Genomic DNA, 25,023 nt, shown 5'->3' with positions numbered 1-25,023 from the left:
GCGTCAGTGCGCAGATTCAGTCGCGGCTTTCGGCTCATTGCGCGTCGCATGCTTGACCAGTTTGCCGATGGTCAGGCCCTGCAGCAGGATCGACGACAGCACCACGATGTAGGTGATGCTCAGCAGCAAATCGCGCTCCGGCCCCAGCGGCAGGGCCAGCGCCAGTGCCACCGAAACACCGCCGCGCAAACCACCCCAGGTCAGAATGCGGATGGTGCCGGCGGGCACTGTGCGCCAGCGCCGTAGCAGCAGAATCGCCGGAGCGACGGTGAGCAGACGCGACAACAGAATCGCCACTGCCAACACACCGGCCGCGGCCATGTGCAGCCAGTTGAACGGCAGCAGCAACAGCTCCATGCCGATCAGCGCGAACAGCAGCGCGTTGAGCATGTCATCGAGCAATTCCCAGAAACCGTCGAGGTAACGACGAGTCATTTCGTTCATCGCCAGATTGCGCCCGACGTTGCCGATGATCAGACCGGCGACCACCATCGCGATCGGCGCTGACACATGAATCTCGGTGGCCATCGCCGAACCGCCGATGACCAGCGCCAGCGTCAGCATCACAGTGATCTGATGCTGCTCGATGCTTTTGATCATCCGATAGACCAGGTAACCGATCAGCCCGCCGAACAGCACACCGCCAATCGCTTCGTGAACGAACAGCATGGCCGTGGCGCTGACGGTCGGGGTTTCGCCGAGTTGGGCGATGCCGAGCAACACGGTGAACACCACAACCGCCGTGCCGTCGTTGAACAGCGACTCGCCGACGATGGTGGTTTTCAGTGGTTTCGAGGCGTTGGCAGTACGCAACACGCCGAGCACCGCGATCGGGTCGGTCGGCGAAATCAGCGCGCCGAACAGCAGGCAGTAAAGAAAACTCACGTGCCAGCCGAACAGGGCAAAGATGTAAAAGGCGAGGCTGCCGATCACCGTGGTGGCGATCAACACACCGAAGGTCGCCAGCAGGCCAATCGGCCAGCGGTAGCTGCGCAAGTCGTTGAGGTTGACGTGCAAGGCGCCGGCGAACAGCAGGAACGAGAGCATCCAGTTCATCAGCAGATCGCCGAAGTCGATCTGGCCGATCAGTTGCTGCACGCGTTCTTCAAGACCGGGGTAGCCGAGTACGCTCAGGCCCTGGAGGATCAGCGAGAACAGCAGCGCGGTGACCATCACGCCGATGGTCGGCGGCAGTCCGATGAAGCGGAAGTTGACGAAGGTGAGGAGGGTGGTGAGGCAGATGAAAGCGGCGACAAGTTCAAGCATCCGGGGTCCTTTGGATGGAGGGGTTTTTGAGGTGCGGCCATGCTTGGGCGCAAGGGTTTGATGGGGTGACAGAGGCTGAGGGCACAAGCTTCCCTCACCCCAGCCCTCTCTCGGAGGGAGAGGGAGCCGATCTTGGTCGAGTTCAACTCCTGAGTTCGACTCGAAGTTTCAGGTCGGCGTAGCTCGCACATTCACGTCGGTCAGTCCCCTCTCTCTCTGGGAGAGGGTCAGGGTGAGGGCTAGCCGGACACATTGACCGCAACCGCCCCCCGACGTTGCAGATAAATAAACAAAAGCGCCGTCAGCACCGTCAGCCCGCCGACCAGCGCCCCCGTCCACGGCAGATCCGCCAGATCCGCACCGCTGGCAACCACCAGCCCGCCGATCCACGCGCCCGCTGCGTTACCCAGGTTGAAAGCACTCTGGTTCAGCGTCGAACCCAGATTCGGTGCTTCATGCGTCTGATCAATAATCAGCAACTGCAAAATCGGGCACAGCGCAAAGGCAAAAATCCCCCACAGCACCAGCGTGATTGCGGCGGGTACCACCGAACGGCTGGTCTGACTGAACGCCGCCAGAATCACCACAACCGCCAGCGCCACACCGACCAGTGAAGGCAGCAAACGGCTGTCCGCCAGACGTCCACCGAGCATGCTGCCGCCGGTCAATCCCACGCCAAACAGCAGCAACATCACGGTCACGCCGTGCGGGCTGACGCCGGTGATGTCCTGCAGGATCGGCGCGATGTAGGTGAACACGCTGAACAGACTGGTCGACGCCAGCACGCTCATGCCCAGCGCCAGCAGCACATTGACCTTGCCCAGCACTTTGAACTCGCTGGCGAGGTTGGCCTTGTCCATCGGGATGTGTTTCGGCAGCCAGAACCACTGCGCGAGGGCGGCGATGACGCCGATTACCGACACCGCCCAGAACGTCGATCGCCACCCGGCGTACTGGCCGAGCGCTGTGCCCAATGGCACGCCGAGGACGTTGGCCAAAGTCAGGCCGGTGAACATCATCGCAATCGCTTGCGCACGTTTGTTCGGCGCAACGAGCCCGGCGGCAACCACCGAGCCGATGCCGAAAAACGCACCGTGGCACAGCGCCGTGACCACGCGTGCAGCCATCAGCGTCGCGTAGTTCGGGGCGAGGGCGCAGAGGATGTTGCCGAGGATGAACATCAGTGTCATGCCCAGCAGCGTCGCTTTGCGCGGCATGTTGGCGGTGCCGATCGCCAGGATCGGCGCGCCGAAAACCACGCCCAGCGCGTACCCGGTGATCAACAAACCAGCGTGGGGAATGCTCACGGCGAGGTCGCGGGCGACGTCGGGCAGCAGGCCCATGATGACGAATTCAGTGGTGCCGATGCCGAATGCGGCAACAGCGAGGGCAAGCAAAGCGAGTGGCATGCGCAAGGTCTCTGTCGGTAGTCTTGACGCTGTGATCAGGCGTACGCAGGCCATCGACCGTTCTCGGAGAGAGGCGGTGCAGGCGGGAATTATTGGAATTTTTCTGTGCGCAACTGAGTGCGGCGTGGTCGCTTGCAGTATAAACAGCTGCTGACACATCGCGAATCAATAATCTGACTATTCGAATTATCGATTTTCACTGTAGGAGCTGCCGAAGGCTGCGATCTTTTGATCTTGCTCTTAAAAATCAGGATCAAAAGATCGCAGCCTGCGGCAGCTCCTACACGGGGATTCATAAAAATAAGAGGTGAAAGGTGCTGGCGACGGGTTTGGTATTGATGGCGGCGCTGTTGCATGCGACGTGGAATACGTTGATCAAATTCAGCGCCGAGCGGCTGCTGGTGGTGGCGTGCATGGACACCGTGGCGCTGCTGGTCGTCGCCATCGCGTTTCCGTTTGTGAGCCTGCCGCCCATGGAAATCTGGCCATGGATTCTGGCGTCGGCGGCGTTTGAACTGCTCTATCGCTATTTGTTGATTCAAGCGTATCGGGTGGGGGATCTGGGGCTGGTCTATCCACTGATGCGCGGACTGTCGCCGCTGGTGGTGCTGGCGCTGACCCTGATCTTCGCCGGTGAGGTGCTCACCACCCAGCAGATCTTCGGGATCATGCTGATTCCGGTGGGCATGGCCTGCCTGCTTTGGCAGGGCGGTGGTGGCAAGCACTTGCCGTGGTCGATGCTGCCCGTGGTGGCGCTGATCGGCCTGTGCATCGGTTGCTACACCTACATCGATGGCCAGGCGCTGCGGCGCTGGTCGCATCCGCTGGATTATCTGGTCTGGGTCACGTTGCTCAGCGCCTGGCCGTTTCCGTTGCTGGCGTGGGTCGCCAAGCGTCCGGCGTTCATGCTGTTCTGGCGCGAGCAATGGAAGCTCGGTCTGGCGGTGGGCTTCTGCGTGTTGGCCAGCTACGCTCTGGTGCTGTGGGCAATGCAATTGGGCTCGATTGCCGAAGCGGCGGCGTTGCGTGAGATCAGCGTGATCCTGGTGGTGCTGTTCGGTATGCGCTACCTCAAAGAACCTTTCGGCCGACCGCGGCTCTTAGCCTGTGGGCTGGTGCTGATTGGCATGCTGATCATGAAGTTCTGACAGCCCGCGAATTCTATAACTCGAAAAAAGGACGGCGTTATGACGGTGGCTCTGTGGTGTGTGTTGATCGCGATATTTTTGCCGTATGTCTGCACCGGTGTGGCCAAGGCTGTTGGCGGCTATCGGCTGAGTGACAATCATGATCCGCGCGACTTTCTCGAAAGCCTGAATGGTGTGGCTCGGCGGGCGCATGCGGCGCAATTGAACAGCTTTGAAGTGATGCCGGCGTTTGCCGCGGCGGTGCTCGTCGCGCATCTGGTGGGGACGGCGCAGTTGGTGACGGTGAATGTGCTGGCGGTGATGTTTATCACCAGTCGCCTGCTGTACATCATTTGCTATCTGGCCGACTGGGCGATCTTGCGTTCGCTGGTGTGGTTTGTGGGGATGGGGTTGATTGCTTCGTTCTTCTTTGTGTCGGTTTAGTCAAAGCAAGATCAAAGGATCGTCCGAACGCGGCCCGAGCCTGCGGCAGCTCCTACACAGGTTATGTGTTTAGCCCTGTAGGAGCTGCCGAAGGCTGCGATCTTTTGCTTTTAAGGTTTGTCCGCCACCTGCGGCACTTGCGGCAGCGGCGCGCCTTTTGGCCAGAGCATCCAGATTTGCCCCTGCTGTTTCATGTCCCCGGCCAGTTGCCCGGCCGCATCGCCTGTGCCCCAGAACAAATCCGCACGCACCTCGCCAGCAATCGCGCCGCCGGTGTCCTGCGCCGCGACCGGGCGAATCAATGCGGTGCCATCCGGGCGCGTGGTCGACAGCCACAACAGACTGCCCAATGGAATCACCTTGCGATCCACCGCCGCGCTATAGCCAGCCGTCAGCGGTACGTTCAGCGAACCGCGCGGGCCTTCGTTGCTGTCCGGGTTGCGCGTGAAAAACACATAGCTCGGGTTGCTGCCCAGCAGTTCCGGGATGCGCGACGGGTTGGCCTTGGCCCAATTGCTGATCGCGCTCATGGTCACGTCTTCTTTCTTCAACTCGCCTTGCTCGACCAGCCAACGACCAATTGGCCGGTACGGATGACCGTTCTGATCGGCGTAAGCAATGCGCAGCTGTTTGCCGTCCTGAGTCTGGATGCGCCCGGAACCCTGAATTTGCAGGAATTGCAGGTTCATCGGATCGGTCAGGTAAGCCACCACTGGGGCTTTCACACCTTTGGCTTCGATGGTCGCGGCGTCGTCGTAAGGTTTGAGCACGCGACCTTCGAGACGACCGCGCAGGCGTTTGCCCTTCAATTCCGGATAGATGCTGTCGAGCGAGACGATGATCATGTCTTCGGGCACGCCGTACACCGGGACATTCGCTACGTCGGTTGGAGTCAGGCTGCCGGGGTAGACCGGTTCGTAGTAACCGGTGATCAAGCCGTTGGGATTGTCGTTTTCAGCACGCAGGCCGAAGACATCGAGGTTCTGTTTGAGAAAGGCGCGAATCTCGTCGGCGCTCTGCGGCACAGTGGCCGCTGCTGCGCAGGTCGGGCCCCAGACCGTATCAGCCTTGAGTCGGGTGCAGGCGCTGCGCCACGAACCGAAACCTGCCACCAGATCGCTGTCGGACACAACCGGCAGTGCTTCCCACGTGGCGCTGGAGTAAGTGGCCAGTGCGTGGGTTTTCGGCTTGGCAGTCTCGCCACCAGTGCAGCCGGCGAGGATCGCCAGCAGCGGAAGGGTTGCGATCAGTGGGTGACGCCAGGCCTTGAAGCGGCTGTTCATGGAGTAATTCCTGTGCCGGTTGCCCGAATGCTCCATGCGTTCAGACAACCCTTAATTTTAATAGGGCTATTGGTGTTTGTCGGTGACGCGGGGATACTGGCCGCCGATTCCGTGACCTGAAGCCACCATGACTCTTAAAAGACTTTCTGTTGTATTGCTGGCCTGTCTGACCTTGTCCGCCTGTGGCGGTGTCGATCCGAACTCTCCACTGGGTCAACGCAAGGCAATCTTCAAACAAATGCTCAAAACCGGCGAAGACCTCGGTGGCATGTTGCGCGGACGCATTCCGTTCGACGGGCCGAAATTTGCCGAAGGCGCGGTCAAACTCGATGCGCTGTCCCATGAGCCGTGGAAGCATTTCCCGCAGGTGCGCGAAGAAGATCACACCAGCGCCAAGGACGATGTCTGGCAAAAACAGGCGCAGTTTCAGGACATGGCCCGCAAGCTGGAAGCGGCCACCGGTGAATTGGTGATCGCCAGCCAGGTTCAGCCGTATAAGGCCAGCAACCTCGGGCCTGCGGTGCAGAAGGTTGAAGACGCCTGCAGCGCTTGCCATAAACAGTTTCGGGATCATTGATTCCTGAGGCCGCTGAATACTTTTGTGGCGAGGGGATTTATCCCCGTTGGGCTGCGAAGCAGCCCCAAAACCATACAGCCGAGTTTTTTCAGGCAGACCCGGCCAGCCGGATTTGCGACGGCTTCGCCGCCGAACGGGGATAAATCCCCTCGCCACAAGGCCATCAATTACTTATCGATTTCATCCAGCGCGTCTTGCAGTTCTTTGCGCGACTCGGCGAGTTTGTCTTTGCGCTTGTTGATCTTTTCCGGATCGCCTTTCTTCATCGCCTTGTCGAGATCAGCCTGGCGCTGGCTCACTTCGTGTTTGGCTTCGAGCACTTTATTTTCGCGCTCTTTTTTCAGGCCAGCGTCGGTGCAGTTCTTGGTCACTTCATTCAGTGCAGTTTCCAGACCAGCCTGTTGATCGGCATTGCCACGGGATTTGGCTTGTTCGATCTGGTTCATGATGCCCTGCTTTTTAGCAGCGCAACCGGTCAGGCCCGGGGCGTCTTCGTCAGCCATCACGGGGGCGGCCATTACGCCGCAAAGGGTCAGCAGGGCGAGCGGTGCGAGAAATTTCATAAAAGCTCCATGTGCAAAGGCAATCGGGTCGGTAGGGCACTGCGCTGTTGGAGCGCTTTGCCGGCCGTTGGGTTCCCGGCTTGCGGGGGTTGCGTGTTCAGAAACCGTCGATTGCGGCGGCCTGTAAGGTTTTACTCAGAGCCAGCACTTGCGGGTCGCGAAAGAATGCGCTCAATTGCGCCGCGCGTCCCGGGCCGATACCGGCTTCTGCCTGCCATTGTTCGGTGTCACGTTGTGCCAGCGCCTGCCACGAGTCAGGCAGTTGTGCCTGACCGGTTGGCGGCATGCCCAAAGCTTTCAGCCATTGAGTGAACGGCCGTTGGCGCGCGCTGTTAAAACTGTTGAGCAAACGCGCGCTGCTGCGCTCGCCGAAGCCGGTAATGTTAGCAAGCTCTGGCGCGTCGAGGGTTAACCAATCCAGCAGGTTGTTCACGCGGCGTGTTTCGAGAAGTTTCTCCCAAGTGCCGCGCCCGACATTCTGCATCGCCAATCCTTGCTTGCCACTGAGCCAGGTCAAGCGCGCAAGAAACTGGCTCTCGCAACCGGGGGTGGGCTGCCAGCAGCTCAGCGCGTGGAAGTCGTCGGCGTTGGGGATGTTGAGGGCTGTGCGTTCGGTGGCGCGCAGCACAACGCTATCGAGCCGTGGAATGGTCAGGCCGGCGAGGCTGATTGCCACTTGATCGCCGGGGCGAATGTCCAGGTCTTGCCAGCGTTTGAACGAGCTGGCGCTGACCCGTTTGATTTCGCGGTCATCGAGCATGACGGGTTTGAGTTCGAGCACCGGCGTGATGCGCCCGGTGCGCCCGATCTTGAAGTTGACCTTGCGTACTTCGGCCAGCGCTTGAGCAAAAGGATACTTCCAGGCAATTGCCCAATAGGGAGCGCGCACCTGCCAGCGCTCGGCGGGTGGTCGTTGGCTCTGGCGCAATACCACGCCGTCAGTGGCAAAGGGCAGGGGCGAGCGATACCAGTGATCGCGCCATTTCTGCGCTGCAGCAAAATCGGTGACGGGGTGGCTGTACGGTTCAATTGTGGCGAAACCCAGCGTCGCCAACGTGGCGATTCGCTCGGGCAATTGCGCTGGGCCTTGGGGCCAGTCCCAAACGAACAATCCAATCCCGGAAGCTTGCTCGGCATCCAAAGATTTTCGCCCCATCAGGCCGGCGACGGTGGCGCGCGCGTTAACGCTGCCGGATCGAGCTTGCACGTGTTCGTTCAAGCGCCAGTAGAGTTCGCCCTGCACCAGCAAATCCAAAGGTTGTGACAGGCGTTGTGGGATGGCGTCGATTTTTTGTGCTGAGGCTGTCCAGTCCTGCCCGGTAATCCCGTCGCCACGGCTGATGGCTTGTTGCAAAACGCCCGCGCGATAAATCAGCGTCACGGCGACACCGTCGACTTTGGGTTGAACCCAGACATCCTTGCGATCATGTAGCCACGCACCCACGCCCTCATCTTTGTGGATTTTATCCAGACCGGTATGGGCGATGGGGTGTGCAACCGAGCCTGAGGCTGTGCGCAAGGGATCGGGCGGCGAGGGCAGGTTGAAACACGCCCGCCATTCGTTCAGTTGCGCAACGGATTGGTCGTAGAGTTCGTCGGCAATCAGTGAACGGCCTTCGCGGTGGTAGGCGTCGTCCCATTGGTTGATCTGTTTTTGCAGGGTGGTGATTTCGCGTTGAGCTTGGGTAGGCGCCCAGTCCGGGCATTGAGACGCGTAGCCAGTCAGGCCTATGAGCTGCAGCAAAACAAACAAAAACCAATGCATCGTTAGCGTCCTTGCTCATGGGGGTTTCTGAAGATTAGTCAGGATTTTGAGCAAGGTCGGGCGGGTGTTTATCGGGGTGTTTCAACAGTGGAAAATCAACAGATCGCAGCCTTCGGCAGCTCCTACATTGATCAGGGTAGGAGCTGCCGAAGGCTGCGATCTTTTGATCTTGCAGCCATAAAAAAGCCCCGCACGGCGCGAACCGTGCGGGGCTTTTGTGCCGCCGGGGAAAGTCTTACAGACCAGCAGCAGCGCGCAGGGCGTCGGCGCGGTCGGTTTTTTCCCAGGTGAACGTGGTGAAGGTGTCTTCGCCAACGGTCTTGGTCTCTGGCGTGCGACCGAAGTGGCCGTACGCTGCAGTTTCCTGGTACATCGGGTGCAGCAGGTCGAGCATGGTGGTGATTGCGTATGGACGCAGGTCGAACACTTCACGCACCAGTTTGACGATCTTGTCGTCGCTGATCTTGCCGGTACCGAAGGTGTTCAGCGAGATCGAAGTAGGCTGAGCCACGCCGATCGCGTAGGACACCTGAATCTCGCAACGCTCGGCCAGGCCGGCAGCGACGATGTTCTTGGCAACGTAACGGCCAGCGTAGGCAGCCGAACGGTCAACCTTCGATGGATCTTTACCGGAGAACGCGCCGCCGCCGTGACGGGCCATGCCGCCGTAGCTGTCTACGATGATCTAGCGACCGGTCAGACCGCAGTCACCTACCGGGCCGCCAATGATGAACTGGCCGGTCGGGTTGATGTGGAACTGGGTGTCTTTGCTCAGCAGTTCGGCAGGCAGCACGTGCTTGACGATCAGCTCCATCACGCCTTCGCGCAGGTCTTTGTACGACACTTCAGGGTTATGCTGGGTCGACAGAACAACCGCGTCGATACCGACAACCTTGCCGCCTTCGTAACGGCAAGTCACTTGCGACTTGGCGTCCGGGCGCAGCCAAGGCAGCAGACCCGATTTACGGGCTTCAGCCTGGCGCTGTACCAACTGGTGCGAGAAGGTGATCGGTGCTGGCATCAAAACGTCGGTTTCGTTGCTGGCGTAGCCGAACATCAGGCCCTGGTCGCCGGCACCCTGATCTTCAGGCTTGGCACGGTCAACACCCTGGTTGATGTCTGGGGACTGCTTGCCGATGATGTTCATCACGCCGCAGGTCGCGCCGTCGAAGCCGACGTCGGAGCTGTCATAGCCGATGTCGAGAATCACGTTACGCACGATCTCTTCCAGATCGACCCAGGCGCTGGTGGTCACTTCACCAGCAACGATGGCCACGCCAGTCTTGACCAGAGTTTCCACGGCAACGCGTGCGTGTTTGTCCTGGGTAATGATGGCGTCCAGCACCGCATCGGAAATCTGGTCGGCGATTTTGTCCGGATGTCCTTCAGACACGGACTCGGAGGTGAAGAGGGAGTATTCGCTCATCTCGATGTTTTCCTGAATTTACCGATGGTGAGTGTCGCCAGCCGGTCGCTGAAAATGGCGAACCTGGATCTTGAAACCATTACGTAAGCCAAAATAGAGGATTACCCCGGGAACGATTCCCGCAGCGGTGGCCCAACGGGCCAAATCGTCCTGTTCAAACCCCAACCATAGATCACCGCAGGCCTCCCTGGCCCAACTCTGGTTGTGGCTACATAACTCTGTCACGAGCAGACTACCGCCCGGTTGCAGCAGGTCGGCCATGTGCTTGAGCGCATCGGCCGGCGCGGCGAAATGGTGCAAGACCATATTCAGTACAACGCAATCGGCTTGAAGGCTTGTGCCGTTCAATGCATCGGCCAATTGCAGGCTGACGTTAGCCAGCTTTTCACGTTCGCAAACCTGACGCGCCAGTTCGAGCATCGCCGGGCTGTTGTCCAGCGCGGTTACAGTGCCGAAGCGACGCGCCAGTTCCGGCAGAAAAGCACCATCGCCGGGGCCGACTTCAATGGCCGTGGCCGCACCATTGAAGTTCAGTTTGTCGAGCAGGGCCAGCACGCTGTCGCGGTACTGCGGCAGGCCGGCGATCAAGTCTTGCTGGGCGCGAAATTTCTCCGCGACCCGAGCGAAAAAGTCCTGACTGGCGGCGGCACGTTGGCCGTGAACCTGTTCGATGCGCGCTTGCACGTCGTCAGGCAGGTCGAGGTTGTCGACTTCTTCTAACAATGCCGCGTGCAATTTGCCGCCAAGCAATTCGGTGTGGGGCAGGGCGCGGCGATAAAAAATCGCGTTGCCTTCGCGGCGCGTTGCCACCAGATCAGCCTGCGCCAACACTTTAAGGTGATGACTCATGCCGGACTGACCGATGCCGAAAATCTGCGCCAGCTCCAATACACCAAACGAGTCGTTGGCCAGCGCGCGCAATACATTCAGCCGCAACGGATCGCCGCCGGCCTTGCACAGGGCCGCCAGCTCGTCGCAATCGTCATGGCGAATGGAAGGCACGCGTAAATTCATAGGGGCGCAGTCTAGTGACGGTGAGAATTCCTCGCAAGGGCAATATCAAAAAGTTTTGATATTGCTCGATCAATGGCGCTTTTTATTGCACTTCTAACCAAGCGGTTCACTCTACAAACCAACAGCGGAAAGGTTTCACCAGCCGAAACCGCCGTTAAGCATGGGAAAAACGCCTGCCGATGACTATCTATCATTGCCCCGAGGCGTCCCGGTGAGGGAAAATGCTCGCCTTTTTTCCGTTCCGATTATTCACCCTTAGTTTCAGAACCCCAGGAGATCAGCGATGCCTAGCCGTCGTGAGCGTGCCAACGCCATTCGTGCCCTCAGCATGGATGCCGTGCAAAAAGCCAACAGCGGCCATCCCGGTGCACCTATGGGTATGGCAGATATCGCCGAAGTGCTTTGGCGCGACTACCTCAAGCACAACCCGAGCAATCCATCGTTCGCCGACCGTGACCGCTTCGTGCTGTCCAACGGCCACGGCTCGATGTTGATCTACTCGCTGCTGCACCTGACCGGTTACGACCTGTCGATCGACGACCTCAAGCAGTTCCGTCAATTGCACAGCCGCACCCCGGGCCACCCGGAATTCGGTTACACCCCGGGCGTTGAAACCACCACTGGCCCGTTGGGTCAGGGTCTGGCCAACGCTGTGGGCTTCGCCCTGGCAGAAAAAGTTTTGGGCGCGCAGTTCAACCGCCCTGGCCACGACATCGTCGACCACCACACCTATGTGTTCCTGGGTGATGGCTGCATGATGGAAGGCATTTCCCACGAAGTCGCTTCCCTGGCCGGTACGTTGGGTCTGGGCAAGCTGATCGCTTTCTACGATGACAACGGCATCTCCATCGACGGCGAAGTCGAAGGCTGGTTCACCGATGACACCCCGAAGCGTTTCGAAGCCTACAACTGGCAGGTGATCCGCAACGTTGACGGTCACGACCCGGAAGAGATCAAGACTGCCATCGAAACCGCGCGCAAGAGCGCGCAGCCGACCCTGATCTGCTGCAAGACCACCATCGGTTTCGGTTCGCCGAACAAGCAGGGCAAAGAAGACTGCCACGGCGCCCCATTGGGTGACGCGGAAATCGCTCTGACCCGCAAGGCGCTGAACTGGAACTACGGCCCGTTCGAAATCCCGGCCGACATCTATGCCGAGTGGGATGCCAAGGAAAAAGGTCGCGCGGCCGAAGCCGAGTGGGATCAGCGTTTCGCTGCTTACTCCGCCGCGTTCCCGACCGAAGCCAACGAACTGATCCGCCGCTTGAGCGGTGAGCTGCCGGCTGACTTCTCCGAAAAAGCCTCGGCCTACATCGCTGAAGTCGCGGCCAAAGGCGAAACCATCGCCAGCCGTAAAGCCAGCCAGAACACCTTGAACGCCTTCGGCCCGCTGCTGCCGGAACTGCTTGGCGGCTCCGCTGACCTCGCCGGTTCCAATCTGACCCTGTGGAAAGGTTGCAAGGGCGTCAGCGCTGAAGATGCCAGCGGCAACTACATGTACTACGGCGTGCGCGAATTCGGCATGACCGCAATCATGAACGGCGTGACCCTGCACGGCGGCCTGGTGCCTTACGGCGCGACCTTCCTGATGTTCATGGAATACGCCCGCAACGCCGTGCGCATGTCCGCGCTGATGAAGAAGCAAGTCATCCACGTCTACACCCACGACTCCATCGGTCTGGGCGAAGACGGCCCGACGCACCAGCCGATCGAGCAACTGACCAGCCTGCGTACCACACCGAACCTCGACACCTGGCGTCCAGCCGATGCCGTTGAATCGGCCGTGGCCTGGAAAAATGCGCTGGAGCGCAAGGACGGCCCTTCGGCGCTGATCTTCTCGCGTCAGAACCTGCAACACCAGGAACGCGATGCCGGCCAGATTGCCGACATCAACCGTGGCGGTTATGTATTGAAGGACTGCGCAGGCGAGCCTGAGCTGATCCTGATTTCGACCGGTTCGGAAGTGGGTCTGGCGGTTCAGGCTTACGACAAGCTGACCGAGCAGGGCCGCAAAGTGCGCGTTGTTTCGATGCCGTGCACCAGCGTGTTCGACGCTCAGGACGCTGGCTACAAGCAGGACGTGCTGCCGTTGCAGGTTGGAGCACGGATCGCGATCGAAGCGGCGCACGCCGACTTCTGGTTCAAGTACGTGGGTCTGGAAGGTCGCGTGATCGGCATGACCACTTACGGCGAATCGGCTCCGGCTTCGGCACTGTTCGAAGAGTTCGGCTTCACCCTGGAAAACATCCTGGGTCAGGCTGAAGAACTGCTGGAAGACTGATCCAGGAGTCGCGTCGTCTGGACGGACGCCTTCGCGAGCAAGCCCGCTCCCACAGGGGGATTTGTTGTGTGACACAAACAGTGTTCACAACCCTGATCCAATGTGGGAGCGGGCTTGCTCGCGAAATCGGTGGTTCAGACACCACTGCAATAACGGATTCAAACGGTAATCGAGAACCCCATGCCTCAACCGCGTCCTTACAAAGTTGCACTCAACGGCTACGGCCGGATTGGTCGTTGCGTCTTGCGTGCGTTGTTTGAGCGAGGCGAGAAAGCCGGGTTTGAAATTGTCGCGATCAACGATCTGGCGGACATGGCCAGCATCGAATACCTGACACGCTTCGACTCCACCCACGGCCGTTTTCCCGGCGAAGTGCGAGTAGAAGGCGATTGTCTCTACATTAATGGCGACTGCGTGAAGGTTCTGCGCAGTGCCACCCCCGAAGGTATTGATTGGGCGTCGCTTGGCGTCGATCTGGTGCTTGAGTGTTCCGGTGCCTACAACACCCGCGAAGACGGCCAGCGCTTTCTCGACGCTGGCGCGCCACGCGTATTGTTCTCGCAGCCGATGGCCAGCGAGGCGGATGTCGACGCCACCATCGTTTACGGCGTCAATCAGGATTGCCTGACCGGCGACGAACTGCTGGTGTCCAACGCCTCCTGCACCACCAACTGCGGCGTGCCGCTGTTGCGCCTGCTCGACAAGGCCATCGGCCTCGATTACGTGTCGATCACCACGATTCACTCGGCGATGAACGATCAGCCAGTGATCGACGCTTATCACCACGAAGACCTGCGCCGCACGCGCTCGGCGTTCCAGTCGGTGATCCCGGTGTCCACTGGTCTGGCGCGCGGGATCGAGCGTCTGCTGCCGGAACTTGCCGGGCGAATTCAAGCCAAAGCCGTACGCGTGCCGACGGTCAACGTGTCCTGCCTCGACATCACGATGCAGACCGCCACCGCGACCGACGCCAATGAGGTCAACCGGATCCTGCGCGAGGCCGCCACCACTGGCCCGCTCAAAGGCCTGCTGGCGTATACCGAGTTGCCGCACGCCAGCTGTGATTTCAACCATGACCCACATTCGGCCATCGTCGATGCCAGTCAGACCCGTGTTTCCGGCCCAAAACTGGTGAACATCCTGGCCTGGTTCGACAACGAATGGGGTTTTGCCAACCGAATGCTGGACGTTGCAGAACACTATCTGCAAACAGCCATTTCAAAAAAACCGTAGGAAGTGCGACCCATGACCGTGTTGAAGATGTCCGACCTCGATCTGCAAGGTAAGCGCGTATGGAGCCGCGAAGACCTCAACGTCCCAGTCAAGGACGGTGTTGACACCAGCGATGCGCGTATCCTGGCTTCGCTGCCGACCATCAAGCTGGCCCTGGAAAAAGGCGCGGCCGTGATGGTCTGCTCGCACCTTGGCCGTCCGACCGAAGGCGAGTTCTCCGCCGAGAACAGCCTCAAGCCTGTCGCTGACTACCTGAGCAAAGCGCTGGGCCGCGAAGTGCCGCTGGTGGCTGATTACCTGGGTGGCGTTGACGTCAAGGCTGGCGACATCGTGCTGTTCGAAAACGTGCGCTTCAACAAAGGCGAGAAAAAGAACGCTGACGAACTGGCCCAGCAATACGCCGCCCTGTGCGACGTGTTCGTGATGGACGCGTTCGGCACCGCTCACCGCGCCGAAGGTTCGACCCACGGCGTGGCCAAGTTCGCCAAAGTCGCCGCTGCTGGCCCACTGTTGGCCGCTGAACTGGATGCACTGGGCAAAGCCCTGGGCGCACCGGCTCAACCAATGGCAGCCATCGTTGCCGGCTCCAAGGTGTCGACCAAACTCGACGTGCTGAACAGCCTGAGCCAGATCTGCAACCAGTTGATCGTCGGCGGCGGCATCGCCAACACCTTCCTCGCGGCGGCCGGTCACCCGGTGGGCAAGTCGCTGTACGAACCGGATCTGCTCGACACCGCACGCGCCATCGCCGCCAAAGTCAGCGTGCCACTGCCGGTTGACGTGGTGGTTGCCAAAGAATTCGCCGAAACCGCAGAAGCCACCGTCAAGCTGATCGCTGACGTCGCGGCTGACGACATGATTCTGGACATCGGCCCGCAAACCGCAGCCAACTTCGCCGAACTGCTGAAATCGTCGAAAACCATTCTGTGGAACGGCCCGGTCGGCGTGTTTGAATTCGACCAGTTTGGCAACGGCACCAAAGTGCTGGCTCAGGCCATCGCTGAAAGCTCGGCATTCTCCATTGCTGGCGGTGGCGACACCCTGGCCGCCATCGATAAATATGGCGTGGCTGAGCAAATCTCCTACATTTCCACCGGTGGTGGCGCGTTCCTCGAATTCGTCGAGGGCAAAGTGCTGCCAGCCGTTGAAGTCCTGGAAAGCCGGGCCAAGGCCTGAGGCCGCCCGTTTGGCCAGGCAAAGGAGTGTTCACATGGTCAAGTCGTTAGCACTGTTGTTGCTGACCGGTACGCTGGCGGCCTGCGGGAGTAACCCGAAGGCCGAAGCCACGCCGGCGCCGAGCGAGTCGCAGAAGGGCTGTTATCAGGCCGACTGGCAGGCCGAAACCAACCCTGTGCTGAACAAGCGCTCGGGGCCGGACGGTCTGGACAAATACGAGACGCAAACCCCGGCCAAGGAACATGGTTGTCCTTGACGGGTCTGACTCTTTAACTCAGGGCTGGCGGCATGCGCCGTCAGTCGAGGAACACGGATGAAAGGCTTGATCGCCATTGCGGCGTTGGCATTGTTGGGCGGTTGCGCGCAGTTGAACCTGTTTCAGTCGTCTGCCCCGGCGGATAACTGGACGACCTGGACCTGCGACAGCCAGGCCAAAGTGCTGTGGCGCTACGCTGATGCCGACAAGAAGGAAGTCGACGTTCGACTGGGCGGCGGTGATCAGGTCTATCGCCTGAAAGAAGAGCCGGGCGCTTCGGGCACGCTGTACAGCGACGGCATGCTGGCGTTTCACGTCAAGCGAGAGGAAGGCCTGGTGTACTGGGTCGCCACCAATGACCTGATCGGCCGCGGCTGCAACGCCGAGTAATTGCAACACCTGTAGGAGCAGAGCTTGCTCGCGAAAGCGCTGGTTCAGCTTGCATCAACAGTGAATGTGCCAGCGCATTCGCGAGCAAGCTTTGCTCCTACAAGGGTTCTGCGCAGTTCTGAAGAATTGGCTTTATCGAATCACCAGACCGGGCCTCAACCCCCGATCTGCAATCACTTGAATAGCCGCCGCCGCTCCGGCAGGCTGGCACGATTAACGACCCTCAACCGGGAGAGACACACACAATGGCACTTATCAGCATGCGCCAGATGTTGGACCACGCAGCCGAATTCGGCTACGGCGTTCCAGCTTTCAACGTCAACAACCTTGAGCAGATGCGCGCCATCATGGAAGCCGCTGACAAGACTGACTCCCCGGTGATCGTTCAGGCTTCGGCCGGCGCTCGCAAATACGCCGGCGCGCCATTCCTGCGTCACCTGATCCTGGCCGCGATCGAAGAGTTCCCGCACATCCCGGTGTGCATGCACCAGGACCACGGCACCAGCCCTGACGTCTGCCAGCGTTCGATCCAACTGGGCTTCAGCTCGGTAATGATGGACGGCTCGCTGGGCGAAGACGGCAAGACCCCGACCGACTACGACTACAACGTCCGCGTTACCCAACAAACCGTGGCCATGGCTCACGCCTGCGGCGTTTCGGTAGAAGGCGAGCTGGGCTGCCTGGGTTCGCTGGAAACCGGCATGGCCGGTGAAGAAGACGGCATCGGCGCCGAAGGCGTTCTGGATCACAGCCAAATGCTGACCGACCCGGAAGAAGCCGCTGACTTCGTTAAACGCACCCAGGTCGATGCCCTGGCCATCGCCATCGGCACCAGCCACGGCGCCTACAAGTTCACCAAGCCACCTACTGGCGACGTGTTGGCGATCGACCGTATCAAGGAAATCCACAAACGCATCCCGAACACCCACCTGGTGATGCACGGTTCCTCGTCGGTGCCACAAGAGTGGCTGGCGATCATCAACCAGTACGGCGGCGACATCAAAGAAACCTACGGCGTACCGGTTGAAGAAATCGTCGAAGGCATCAAGTACGGCGTGCGCAAGGTCAACATCGACACCGACCTGCGTCTGGCATCCACCGGTGCGATGCGTCGCCTGATGGCCACCAACCCGAGCGAATTCGACCCACGTAAATTCTTCGGCGCGACCGTGACTGCGATGCGTGATGTGTGTATCGCTCGTTATGAAGCGTTCGGTACTGCGGGCAATGCTTCGAAGATCAAACCGATCTCGCTGGAAGCGATGTATCAGCGTTATCTGAAAGGTGAGTTGAACGCTAAGGTTAACTAAGCGTTTGGTTTGACCTGTTGAAGAGAAACCCGCCGAGAGGCGGGTTTTTTGTTGGTTTTGAACGCGGCAACTTTACTACTTGAGTTTTGATGCGTATTAAGTTCGGCCGAGGCCAAAACCTTGATAAGTCCAAACACCATTGGGGCCTGCATAATTGCGGCCCCCACTTAAGGTATTAAAGTCCGACGTGTTAAATGTCCAGCTTTCGGCGTTTTCTCCGACAGTCCCGGTCAGCATCACAGTCGTGGTGGTTGCACCGATGGTTTGATGTCCCGTCAGTGTGCCTGTGGGGCCGCTGATGCTGGCAGTTGCTGTCACTGCTCCGCCGATGTCATCACTGTAAGTTACGTAAAGGTAAATATTGGCTCCGCCGAAAGCGCCATAGTAGTTCCCAACTAGCTTGCCCATGATAAAAATCCTTTTTGTATAAGGTTTCTAGGTGAACCAGAATTGATGTTTTATTTTTAATTGCAGAGAGGAACTTAAACTATGCCTTTTTCTGTGTCGCCTGTCAGAGTTGACAGTTTTTAATAACATTTCGTGATACTTGTTCCGTAAACAAGTGGTCACCTGTAGGAGTGAGCCTGCTCGCGATCGCGGTGGGTCATTCAGCACAAATGTTGAATGCTAGTCCGACATCGCGAGCAGGCTCACTCCTACAGTTGGATCGGATGTGATCTGCCAGGTAGGAGGTGTCTGCGAGGCCGTCATCGTTGGAAAGCCAACTCCCACCGGGGGGTGGGGGCCTCGGTGGGTTATTTATCGTGATCGATATCCAGTTTGGTGAAGGTCACCTGGCCGCCTTCGCTGGTGTAGCCGGTGTTGTCTTGCACGTAAACCCCGGCCTTGAAGTACAGCGGCTTATTCCGCCACGTTGCGCGCTGAAAACCCGACCGCTATTGCCCTCAGGAGTGCTGACTTGGAGCGAGGTCATTTCATTCGAATAAATCCCCAAGCTCTTCAAGGGTTAGCATGGCGGCTGGAACGACTGCGAGTTCACGCGCACCCGGCACCCGTGCATACGCGATCATGCCAACGGAAAAAGTGCCTTTCTCTACTGGGATGACTTTGTGGCGTGTCAGCGGGAATGGCCTTAGCCGAATGCCGCTGTTTGCCGCTCCAGATATTGAATGAGCTTCTTATTGGTTTTCCTGATTTTTAATTCTAAATTGTTATTAAAAACTGTCAGCTTTGACAGTGGTGGTTCCATGTTCAGAGGATGAAAATTCCAGCCTCATTTGATCTAGGTAAAGAATATTATTATGGATGCGATAATTCAGGCTCAATTGGACTCGACTCTATTGGGTGATGGGGTCGTTGTAGAATATGTCTTTAATGATGCGATCACAGGCGCGCAGGAGCATCGGATATTTACAGGTAAGCTGAAAGAAAAAGATAGTTCAATGCTGACGATTGTTGGCGAAGGCGGTGATGGTGATATTAGAGTCGTGTTGATTAAAAGGATTGTCAGCTTTAAACCTGAGGCCAAATTTTTATCCGTTGATGCAGGAGGCGGAAGGATAATAAAACTGACCGTTAGTACGTCGGATTCGATAGAAATTGTAAAAGCAAAAATTCAGGACAAAGAAGGTACTCTTCCTGATCGGCAACGACTATTGTTTGCAGGCAGGGAACTCCAAGATGGGCGCACGTTGGACTCCTATGGAATCAAGGAGAACTCAACTTTGCATTTGGTACTACGTTTACACGGAGGGTAAATTGCGTGCTGAACTACTTGTTAATCGGTGCGTCGCAAAAGATAATTCCCACCGTAGAGGCAGCCTGAGGCTGCTCCTACAGTACTGTGGGGTTGGTGATGGATCATTTATCGTGATCGATATCCAGTTTGGTGAAGGTCACCTGGCCGCCTTCGCTGGTGTAGCCGGTGTTGTCTTGCACGTAAACCCCGGCCTTGAAGTACAGCGGTTTATTCCGCCACGTTGCGCTGATCTGGGAATCCCATTGATAACCGGCCGCGCTCACGCCTAGCGCGCCGCCCGGGCTCAGGTGGATGAGGTAGTTGAACTCGTTATCCAGTTTGATCCCGGTGGCCAAGGTAATAACGCGGCTTTCTTTGTCATCCGGGTGCATGCGCACTTTGATCACGAGATTGCCGGTTTCAGTCTTGGTCTTGTACTGATATTCAAGTTTCACCATTGGCCGCTGGCTTTCATACGCATGAATCTGGCCGATCACGATCTTGCCCGAGCTCGGCACTTTGTTGACCGTAACCGTCGCGCGCAGCAAGTTGTCGGCATCCGGGTAGTACCAGTTTCGCAGCGTGCCATTGCTGTAGGTCTCGCGCAGTTCAGTGCGTGGATAGATGGCGTTTTCGGTTTTTGAGCCGGTCACCGGTGACCAGAAGAACAAGGTGCCGGTGTCGGAATGGAAGTACTGATCTTTGAAGCCATTCACCAGTTTTGAGGTTTCGACGGTGTACGGCGGACTGCCGACGGGAACGCTGAGGTTCCATGTTGCGAGATCGATCATGTCGGTTCTTCCACTCAGTTCATCCTGAACGCGGGTGCCAGAAGCTCTAGCCCGCGCCTTTTGGGGGCGGCCTTTATAAGCGTAGAGGCGTTTTTTGTTAACGCCCGTTTGGCAGATGATTGACGTCAACATCCTGTCGAAATGCCATCTTTCCCGGATTCCGGGGGCTGTAGCGGTGACCGTTAGTCGGTAAATGGCACGTTTGGTTAAATGATGGCCTGATGACAGCTATTGCTTTTACAGATCCCGGACTAGAGTGAACGCTCAGTATGTGTACGGTTTTTACCGGAACCGACCTGTAGTCCCGAGAAGAGAAGCAGCATGGAATGCGCGCAACCCCCGCCAGGTGAAGGCAACTCTGTCCTATTGATTGTTGATGATTACCCTGAAAACCTGATCAGCATGCGCGCGTTGCTGCAGCGTCAGGACTGGCAGGTCATCACCGCCGCCTCCGGTTTCGAGGCGCTCAGTCTGTTGCTTGAACACGACGTCGATCTGGTACTGCTCGATGTGCAGATGCCGGGCATGGACGGTTTCGAGGTCGCGCGGCTGATGCGCGGCAGTCAGCGTACGCGGCTTACGCCAATTATTTTCCTCACCGCCAACGAGCAATCTCAGGATGCCGTGATCAAGGGTTACGCCAGCGGTGCAGTGGATTACCTGTTCAAACCGTTCGACCCACAGATTCTCAAGCCCAAGGTGCAGGCATTGCTGGAACACCAGCGCAATCGCCGCGCATTGCAGCGTCTGAGTCATGATCTGGAAGCGGCGCGAGCCTTTAATGCTTCGGTATTGGATAACGCTGCCGAAGGGATTTTGGTGGTGGGCGAGGACGGCGTGATCCGTTTTGCCAACCCGGCGATTTCCCGGCTGCTCAACGCGCCAGTAACGGAGCTGGAGGGTAAGGAGTTTCTCGACTACCTGCAGAAACCGCACATTCCCGTGTGGGCCGATTCCGAGTTTTATGCCGGCTACAAACGCGGGGAAACGCTAAGACTGCACGACGCTTTATTACGCACCGCGCCGGGTCAGCAGGTGCCGGTGGCACTTTCATGTGCTGCGCTGCCGTCTGAGCAGCACGCGATGGTGGTGACCGTGCTGGACATGTCGGTCGTACGTCACCTTCATCAGCAACTGGAATTCCAAGCGGTTACCGATCCTTTGACCGGTTTGCTCAATCGCCGAGGTTTCTACCAGACCGTTGAAAACCTGCTGCTGCGTGGGGAGCGCAGCGACAGCAGTTGGGTGCTGCTGTATCTGGATCTCGATGGCTTCAAACGGGTCAACGATTCGCTGGGTCACGATGCTGGCGACCGCGTGTTGCGCTGGGTCTCTGAACAGTTGAAGGCTTGCCTGCGACCGTTCGATATCCTCGCGCGCATGGGCGGCGATGAATTCACCGCGCTGCTGGATCTGGAATTCCCTGAGCAAGCGGCAAAGATCGCCGAGAAACTCATCGAGCGCGTTTCCATCTGCCAGCAAATCGAAGGGCTGGATATCGCCCTCGGCGCCAGTATCGGTATCGCGACGTTTCCGGACTGCGGCTCAAACCTCGACGGACTGCTGCGCGCCTCCGACATTGCCATGTACGAAGCCAAACGCGCCGGTCGTCAGCAATATCGCTTCTATGATCACGAAATGAATGGCCGCGCCCGTTCGCGCTTGATGCTCGAAGAGAGCGTGCGCACCGCCATCGAGAACCGTGATTTCAATCTGGTTTATCAGCCGCAAGTGGCCATCGACACTGGCCAGATCCGTGGGTTTGAAGCACTGCTGCGCTGGCAGCACCCGAGCGTTGGCGATGTCCCGCCAGGGCTGTTTTTGCCGTTGCTGGAAGAGGCGCGGTTGATCAGTCGGCTTGGCAGCTGGATTTATCATCGCGGCGCTGGTCAACGCAAAGCCTGGGAAACCTTGTTCGCTGAAGATCTGGTGCTTGGTGTGAGTTTGAGCAACACCCAGTTCAGCATGCCGAATCTGGTCACTGAATTGCGTCAGGTCATGGAGCGCCATGCGCTACAGCCTCGGCAACTGGAAGTTGAAGTCACCGAAGAAGCCTTGATGCAAAACCCTGACGAAACCCGCAAGCAACTGCGCTTGTTGCGCAATCTCGGTGTGCGGGTGGCACTGGATGATTTCGGTTCTGGCCCGTGTTCGCTGGCGCATCTGCGTGATCTGGAGCTGGACACACTCAAACTTGATCGCCATCTCATCGCTCGATTGCCGGACTCTGCGCGCGACGCCTCACTGGTCAGCACGGTGATCAACCTGTGCAAACAGTACGGTTTGCTGGTGATCGCCGAAGGGGTCGAAACCATCGAGCAATACCAATGGCTGCAGGCGCATGGCTGCGAGTACGTGCAAGGTTTCCTTGTCGCACGGCCATTGATCGCCGAAGACGCCGCCAGCTTCGCCGAGCCGTTCGACTGGAGCGCGCTGCCCGGCTGAATTCGCTACACTGGCGCACCTTTTTTTCGAACCGTGCCGCCCGTCCATGACCGTGTTGAAGTACCTCCAGGCCTATCCCGCGCAATTGCAGGATCAGGTGCGCCAACTGATCGCCGAAGGGCGTTTGGGCGATTACCTGAGCCAGCGTTATCCGGGGCGGCACGATGTGCAGAGCGACAAGGCGTTGTACAGCTACGCGCTGGATCTGAAGCAGGAATACCTGCGCAACGCCCCGGCTATCGACAAGGTGCTGTTCGACAACCGCCTCGACCTGACCCACCGCGCCCTCGGTCTACACACCACGGTGTCGCGGGTGCAGGGCGGCAAGCTCAAATCGAAGAAAGAAATTCGTATCGCCTCGTTGTTCAAGGACGCCGCGCCGGACTTTCTGAAAATGATCGTCGTGCATGAACTGGCGCACTTCAAAGAGTCGGATCACAACAAGGCGTTTTATAAATTGTGCGAGCACATGCTGCCGGGCTATCACCAGATCGAGTTTGATCTGCGTGTGTACCTGACGTGGCGGGATTTGTAGGAGCTGCCGCAGGCTGCGATCTTTTGATTTTCCAATTAATGGGCCCATGCATGGACGTCAGCAAGACCAAAAGCAGTTTCTATCGCCGCCTATACGTGGCGTACCTGATCGACAGCGGTCTGGCGCCGAGTGTACCGACGCTGACCGAAGTGACCGGCATGCCCCGGCGCACGGCGCAGGACACGATCGCGGCGTTGGCGGATCTGGACATCATTTGTGAATTCGAGCAGGAAGAGGGCGCACGCAACCATGCCGGTCGTTATCGGATTCGCGAGTGGGGGGCGATTGATCGGGGGTGGATTGAGCGGAATTTGCGGCAGATCAAGGCTGTATTGGAATATCCATAGAGCCCCTCACCCTAACCCTCTCCCGGAGGGAGAGGGGACTGATTGGGGGATATTGGAGAAGTACGCCGACGTGAACGAGTGCTTCTGAATCCATAATCGATGCGGTTTTTCAGGTCGGCGTATAGCGCCAGACAACGCGGTCAGTTCCCTCTCCCTCTGGGCGGTCCGACGTTTCGGGAGGGCTAGGGTGAGGGCTGATTCAGGAGCGACGCATTCCAATATGCGGAATGTCATCCTCCAGATATTCCTCACCCGCCACCACAAACCCGTACTTGCCGTAATACCCCTGCAAATGCGCCTGCGCCGACAGATAGATCGGTATCGCTGGCCAGTTCTTTTCAGCCTGTTTCAACGCCTCTTCCAGCATCTCGTGGCCCAGGCCTTTACCGCGTCCCTCCGTTGAGGTCAGCACGCGGCCAATCACCACGTCACCGCCCTGGGATTCCGGATCCAGCAGGCGCAGGTAGGCGACCAGTTGATCATCGGCCCAACCCATCAAATGGCAGGTATCGCCGGCCAGATCCTGACCATCGGGATCCAGGTAGGCACATTTCTGTTCGACCACGAACACTTCCGAGCGCAGCTTCAAAATGGCGTACAGCTGCTCCTTGCCCAGATCGCTGTGATGTTTGCAGATCCACTCGATATTCATTTGCCGACTCCTTGAACGTGTGTCCGGATACTAAGCGCCCACGCCTTTGATGTCTGCATGGCGTAAGAGTCTGTGACAAAGATCAAAATGCCATCATTCCTTTCTCGCGGTCGTCACGTCTTTGTGTAATCTGCTGGAGAGCGCTGTGCACTGGCTCCGTTGAGCTACTGTTAGTGCCTGGGTTTTGCCGGTAAGGGGCCTTGGGGTTTTGACTGAAAACAGGCCGGGCAGCCCGCCCGCTAAGGATTTTCAAGCATGCCGCGTGTGTATCGAGCCTTTGCGTTGATCGGACTGCTCCTGCTGGCTCAAACCGCTGCAGCGGACAAGCTGCGGCTGGTGTTTGATATCTGGCCGCCCTTTACCGACGACACGCTGGTCAATGGCGGTCTGGCCACCGACATCGTCAGCACCGCGCTGGCCCGCGCCGGTTATGCCAGTGGCTACGAGCAAGTGCCGTGGGCGCGGGCGCTGTTGGGGGTTGGCGAGGGGCGTTACGACGTGTTGGTCAACGCTTGGTACAACGAAGACCGTACCAGACTCGGGCAGTTTTCCGGCGAATATCTGCTCAACCGCATCCGCTTTCTCAAGCGCAAAGACACACCGCTCGACTACTCCAATCTGCAACAACTGCACACCTATCCGATTGCGGTGGTGCGCGGTTATGCCTATTCAGCGCCGTTCGATGCCGACACGGCGTTGCAGAAAGTCCCTGTGCATAACTTCGCCATGGCCGTGCGCATGCTCGCGGCGGATCGGGTCAAGTTGACGCTGGAAGATGAGTACGTGGCGAAGTATTACCTGGCGCGAGAATCAGCCAAGGTGCGCAACTCCGTGGAGTTTTTGCCCAAGCCGTTGAGTGAGAACAGCCTGCACATTTTGGTCAGCCTGAAGAATCCGCAGCATGCGCAGATTGTCGCGGGGTTTGATAAGGCGATTGCGGCGATGAAGGCGGATGGGAGTTATGAGCGGATGCTGCGCCAGCATGGGATGTGAGTTTCTGATCCCAGAGTTGTGTTGTTCCTGATGGCCTCTTC

Annotated in this window: 23 protein-coding genes and 3 pseudogenes; 14 read left to right on the top strand and 12 right to left on the bottom strand. The window is 58.4% G+C overall.

Going from position 1 to position 25,023, the window contains the following annotated elements:
• Positions 1–3: 3 nt before the first annotated feature.
• Together ACIOMO_RS09435 and ACIOMO_RS09430 are read right to left on the bottom strand one after the other, a co-directional pair.
• Complete coding sequence (locus ACIOMO_RS09435; protein WP_159811860.1) at positions 4–1,266, bottom strand: sodium:proton antiporter; 1,263 nt, start codon at positions 1,264–1,266, stop codon at positions 4–6.
• Positions 1,267–1,505: 239 nt separating this feature from the next.
• Positions 1,506–2,675: an MFS transporter gene (locus ACIOMO_RS09430; RefSeq protein ID WP_401240167.1), complete on the bottom strand. Its 1,170-nt coding sequence runs from the start codon at positions 2,673–2,675 to the stop codon at positions 1,506–1,508.
• 314 nt (positions 2,676–2,989) lie between these two features.
• On the opposite strand from ACIOMO_RS09430, the gene ACIOMO_RS09425 reads away from it, so the two are divergent.
• Both ACIOMO_RS09425 and ACIOMO_RS09420 read left to right on the top strand, forming a co-directional pair.
• The gene (locus ACIOMO_RS09425) at positions 2,990–3,823 is read left to right on the top strand and encodes an EamA family transporter (protein WP_212550135.1); all 834 of its coding nucleotides are present in this window, start codon (positions 2,990–2,992) and stop codon (positions 3,821–3,823) included.
• Between the two features lie 39 nt (positions 3,824–3,862).
• Positions 3,863–4,246, top strand: coding sequence for an MAPEG family protein (locus ACIOMO_RS09420; RefSeq protein WP_053124636.1), 384 nt, complete (start codon positions 3,863–3,865; stop codon positions 4,244–4,246).
• Between the two features lie 110 nt (positions 4,247–4,356).
• On the opposite strand, the gene ACIOMO_RS09415 is transcribed toward ACIOMO_RS09420, so the two are convergent.
• The gene (locus ACIOMO_RS09415; RefSeq protein WP_401240165.1) at positions 4,357–5,529 is read right to left on the bottom strand and encodes a murein transglycosylase A; all 1,173 of its coding nucleotides are present in this window, start codon (positions 5,527–5,529) and stop codon (positions 4,357–4,359) included.
• A gap of 127 nt (positions 5,530–5,656) precedes the next feature.
• Here ACIOMO_RS09415 and ACIOMO_RS09410 point away from each other — a divergent pair, with 127 nt between their 5' ends.
• Entirely contained in the window at positions 5,657–6,106 is a 450-nt protein-coding gene (locus ACIOMO_RS09410) for a cytochrome c (RefSeq protein WP_212545058.1), read from the top strand.
• A gap of 167 nt (positions 6,107–6,273) precedes the next feature.
• Here ACIOMO_RS09410 and ACIOMO_RS09405 read toward each other — a convergent pair whose 3' ends face one another.
• From ACIOMO_RS09405 to ACIOMO_RS09390, 4 genes and pseudogenes are all read right to left on the bottom strand, one after another.
• Positions 6,274–6,669, bottom strand: coding sequence for a DUF1090 domain-containing protein (locus tag ACIOMO_RS09405; RefSeq protein WP_159811855.1), 396 nt, complete (start codon positions 6,667–6,669; stop codon positions 6,274–6,276).
• 97 nt (positions 6,670–6,766) lie between these two features.
• A complete protein-coding gene (gene ligB / locus ACIOMO_RS09400; protein WP_401240162.1) occupies positions 6,767–8,434 on the bottom strand; it encodes an NAD-dependent DNA ligase LigB in 1,668 nt (555 codons plus the stop codon).
• Between the two features lie 235 nt (positions 8,435–8,669).
• Positions 8,670–9,860 (bottom strand): annotated as a pseudogene (metK, locus tag ACIOMO_RS09395) (methionine adenosyltransferase).
• Between the two features lie 18 nt (positions 9,861–9,878).
• Positions 9,879–10,874, bottom strand: coding sequence for an ArsR/SmtB family transcription factor (locus ACIOMO_RS09390; RefSeq protein WP_401240159.1), 996 nt, complete (start codon positions 10,872–10,874; stop codon positions 9,879–9,881).
• Positions 10,875–11,157: 283 nt separating this feature from the next.
• Between ACIOMO_RS09390 and tkt the strand changes: the two genes are divergently transcribed.
• The 6 genes from tkt to fba all read left to right on the top strand — a co-directional run bounded on the left by tkt (position 11,158) and on the right by fba (position 17,520).
• On the top strand, positions 11,158–13,155 hold the full coding sequence (tkt, locus tag ACIOMO_RS09385; protein ID WP_401240156.1) for a transketolase: 1,998 nt from the start codon (positions 11,158–11,160) through the stop codon (positions 13,153–13,155).
• A 180-nt stretch (positions 13,156–13,335) separates the two neighbouring features.
• Positions 13,336–14,388 carry an erythrose-4-phosphate dehydrogenase gene (gene epd, locus ACIOMO_RS09380; protein WP_401240154.1) on the top strand — a complete coding sequence of 351 codons (1,053 nt, stop codon included), beginning with the start codon at positions 13,336–13,338 and terminating at the stop codon, positions 14,386–14,388.
• 12 nt (positions 14,389–14,400) lie between these two features.
• Positions 14,401–15,564 (top strand): phosphoglycerate kinase, encoded by a 1,164-nt coding sequence (locus tag ACIOMO_RS09375; RefSeq protein WP_401240151.1) that lies wholly within the window; start codon positions 14,401–14,403, stop codon positions 15,562–15,564.
• Between the two features lie 34 nt (positions 15,565–15,598).
• Positions 15,599–15,820 (top strand): hypothetical protein, encoded by a 222-nt coding sequence (locus ACIOMO_RS09370; protein ID WP_007913756.1) that lies wholly within the window; start codon positions 15,599–15,601, stop codon positions 15,818–15,820.
• A gap of 57 nt (positions 15,821–15,877) precedes the next feature.
• Entirely contained in the window at positions 15,878–16,210 is a 333-nt protein-coding gene (locus ACIOMO_RS09365) for an MliC family protein (protein ID WP_401240148.1), read from the top strand.
• A gap of 245 nt (positions 16,211–16,455) precedes the next feature.
• The gene (fba, locus tag ACIOMO_RS09360; protein WP_007913760.1) at positions 16,456–17,520 is read left to right on the top strand and encodes a class II fructose-bisphosphate aldolase; all 1,065 of its coding nucleotides are present in this window, start codon (positions 16,456–16,458) and stop codon (positions 17,518–17,520) included.
• Between the two features lie 96 nt (positions 17,521–17,616).
• On the opposite strand, the gene ACIOMO_RS09355 is transcribed toward fba, so the two are convergent.
• The 3 genes and pseudogenes from ACIOMO_RS09355 to ACIOMO_RS09345 form a co-directional block, all read right to left on the bottom strand.
• Positions 17,617–17,928 carry a hypothetical protein gene (locus ACIOMO_RS09355; protein ID WP_159811849.1) on the bottom strand — a complete coding sequence of 104 codons (312 nt, stop codon included), beginning with the start codon at positions 17,926–17,928 and terminating at the stop codon, positions 17,617–17,619.
• A gap of 347 nt (positions 17,929–18,275) precedes the next feature.
• Positions 18,276–18,398, bottom strand: a pseudogene (locus ACIOMO_RS09350) (polysaccharide lyase family 7 protein); the annotation flags it as partial.
• 57 nt (positions 18,399–18,455) lie between these two features.
• A pseudogene (locus tag ACIOMO_RS09345) lies at positions 18,456–18,602 on the bottom strand (transcriptional regulator); the annotation flags it as partial.
• Positions 18,603–18,782: 180 nt separating this feature from the next.
• On the opposite strand from ACIOMO_RS09345, the gene ACIOMO_RS09340 reads away from it, so the two are divergent.
• A complete protein-coding gene (locus tag ACIOMO_RS09340; protein WP_401240145.1) occupies positions 18,783–19,238 on the top strand; it encodes a ubiquitin-like protein in 456 nt (151 codons plus the stop codon).
• A gap of 103 nt (positions 19,239–19,341) precedes the next feature.
• Here the strand turns inward: ACIOMO_RS09340 and ACIOMO_RS09335 are convergent, their stop codons facing one another.
• The gene (locus ACIOMO_RS09335) at positions 19,342–20,010 is read right to left on the bottom strand and encodes a polysaccharide lyase family 7 protein (RefSeq protein WP_053124619.1); all 669 of its coding nucleotides are present in this window, start codon (positions 20,008–20,010) and stop codon (positions 19,342–19,344) included.
• A 321-nt stretch (positions 20,011–20,331) separates the two neighbouring features.
• Between ACIOMO_RS09335 and ACIOMO_RS09330 the strand changes: the two genes are divergently transcribed.
• The 3 genes from ACIOMO_RS09330 to ACIOMO_RS09320 are packed head-to-tail and all read left to right on the top strand — an operon-like array spanning position 20,332 to position 23,337.
• Positions 20,332–22,455: a bifunctional diguanylate cyclase/phosphodiesterase gene (locus ACIOMO_RS09330; protein ID WP_053124617.1), complete on the top strand. Its 2,124-nt coding sequence runs from the start codon at positions 20,332–20,334 to the stop codon at positions 22,453–22,455.
• Positions 22,456–22,501: 46 nt separating this feature from the next.
• Complete coding sequence (locus tag ACIOMO_RS09325; RefSeq protein ID WP_159811846.1) at positions 22,502–22,990, top strand: YgjP-like metallopeptidase domain-containing protein; 489 nt, start codon at positions 22,502–22,504, stop codon at positions 22,988–22,990.
• 50 nt (positions 22,991–23,040) lie between these two features.
• Positions 23,041–23,337 (top strand): helix-turn-helix domain-containing protein, encoded by a 297-nt coding sequence (locus ACIOMO_RS09320; protein ID WP_016772794.1) that lies wholly within the window; start codon positions 23,041–23,043, stop codon positions 23,335–23,337.
• Between the two features lie 199 nt (positions 23,338–23,536).
• Here ACIOMO_RS09320 and ACIOMO_RS09315 read toward each other — a convergent pair whose 3' ends face one another.
• Positions 23,537–23,989, bottom strand: a complete 453-nt coding sequence (locus ACIOMO_RS09315) for a GNAT family N-acetyltransferase (protein WP_053124612.1) — start codon at positions 23,987–23,989, stop codon at positions 23,537–23,539.
• Positions 23,990–24,244: 255 nt separating this feature from the next.
• On the opposite strand from ACIOMO_RS09315, the gene ACIOMO_RS09310 reads away from it, so the two are divergent.
• Positions 24,245–24,982 (top strand): substrate-binding periplasmic protein, encoded by a 738-nt coding sequence (locus ACIOMO_RS09310; protein WP_401240141.1) that lies wholly within the window; start codon positions 24,245–24,247, stop codon positions 24,980–24,982.
• Positions 24,983–25,023 lie beyond the last annotated feature (41 nt).

This window comes from Pseudomonas sp. NPDC087804 (assembly GCF_044742965.1).
GTDB classification, from domain to species: Bacteria; Pseudomonadota; Gammaproteobacteria; order Pseudomonadales; family Pseudomonadaceae; genus Aquipseudomonas; species Aquipseudomonas rustica.
Note: the sequence above shows the minus strand (reverse complement) of the source record. Positions and strands in the feature narration are given on the sequence as shown.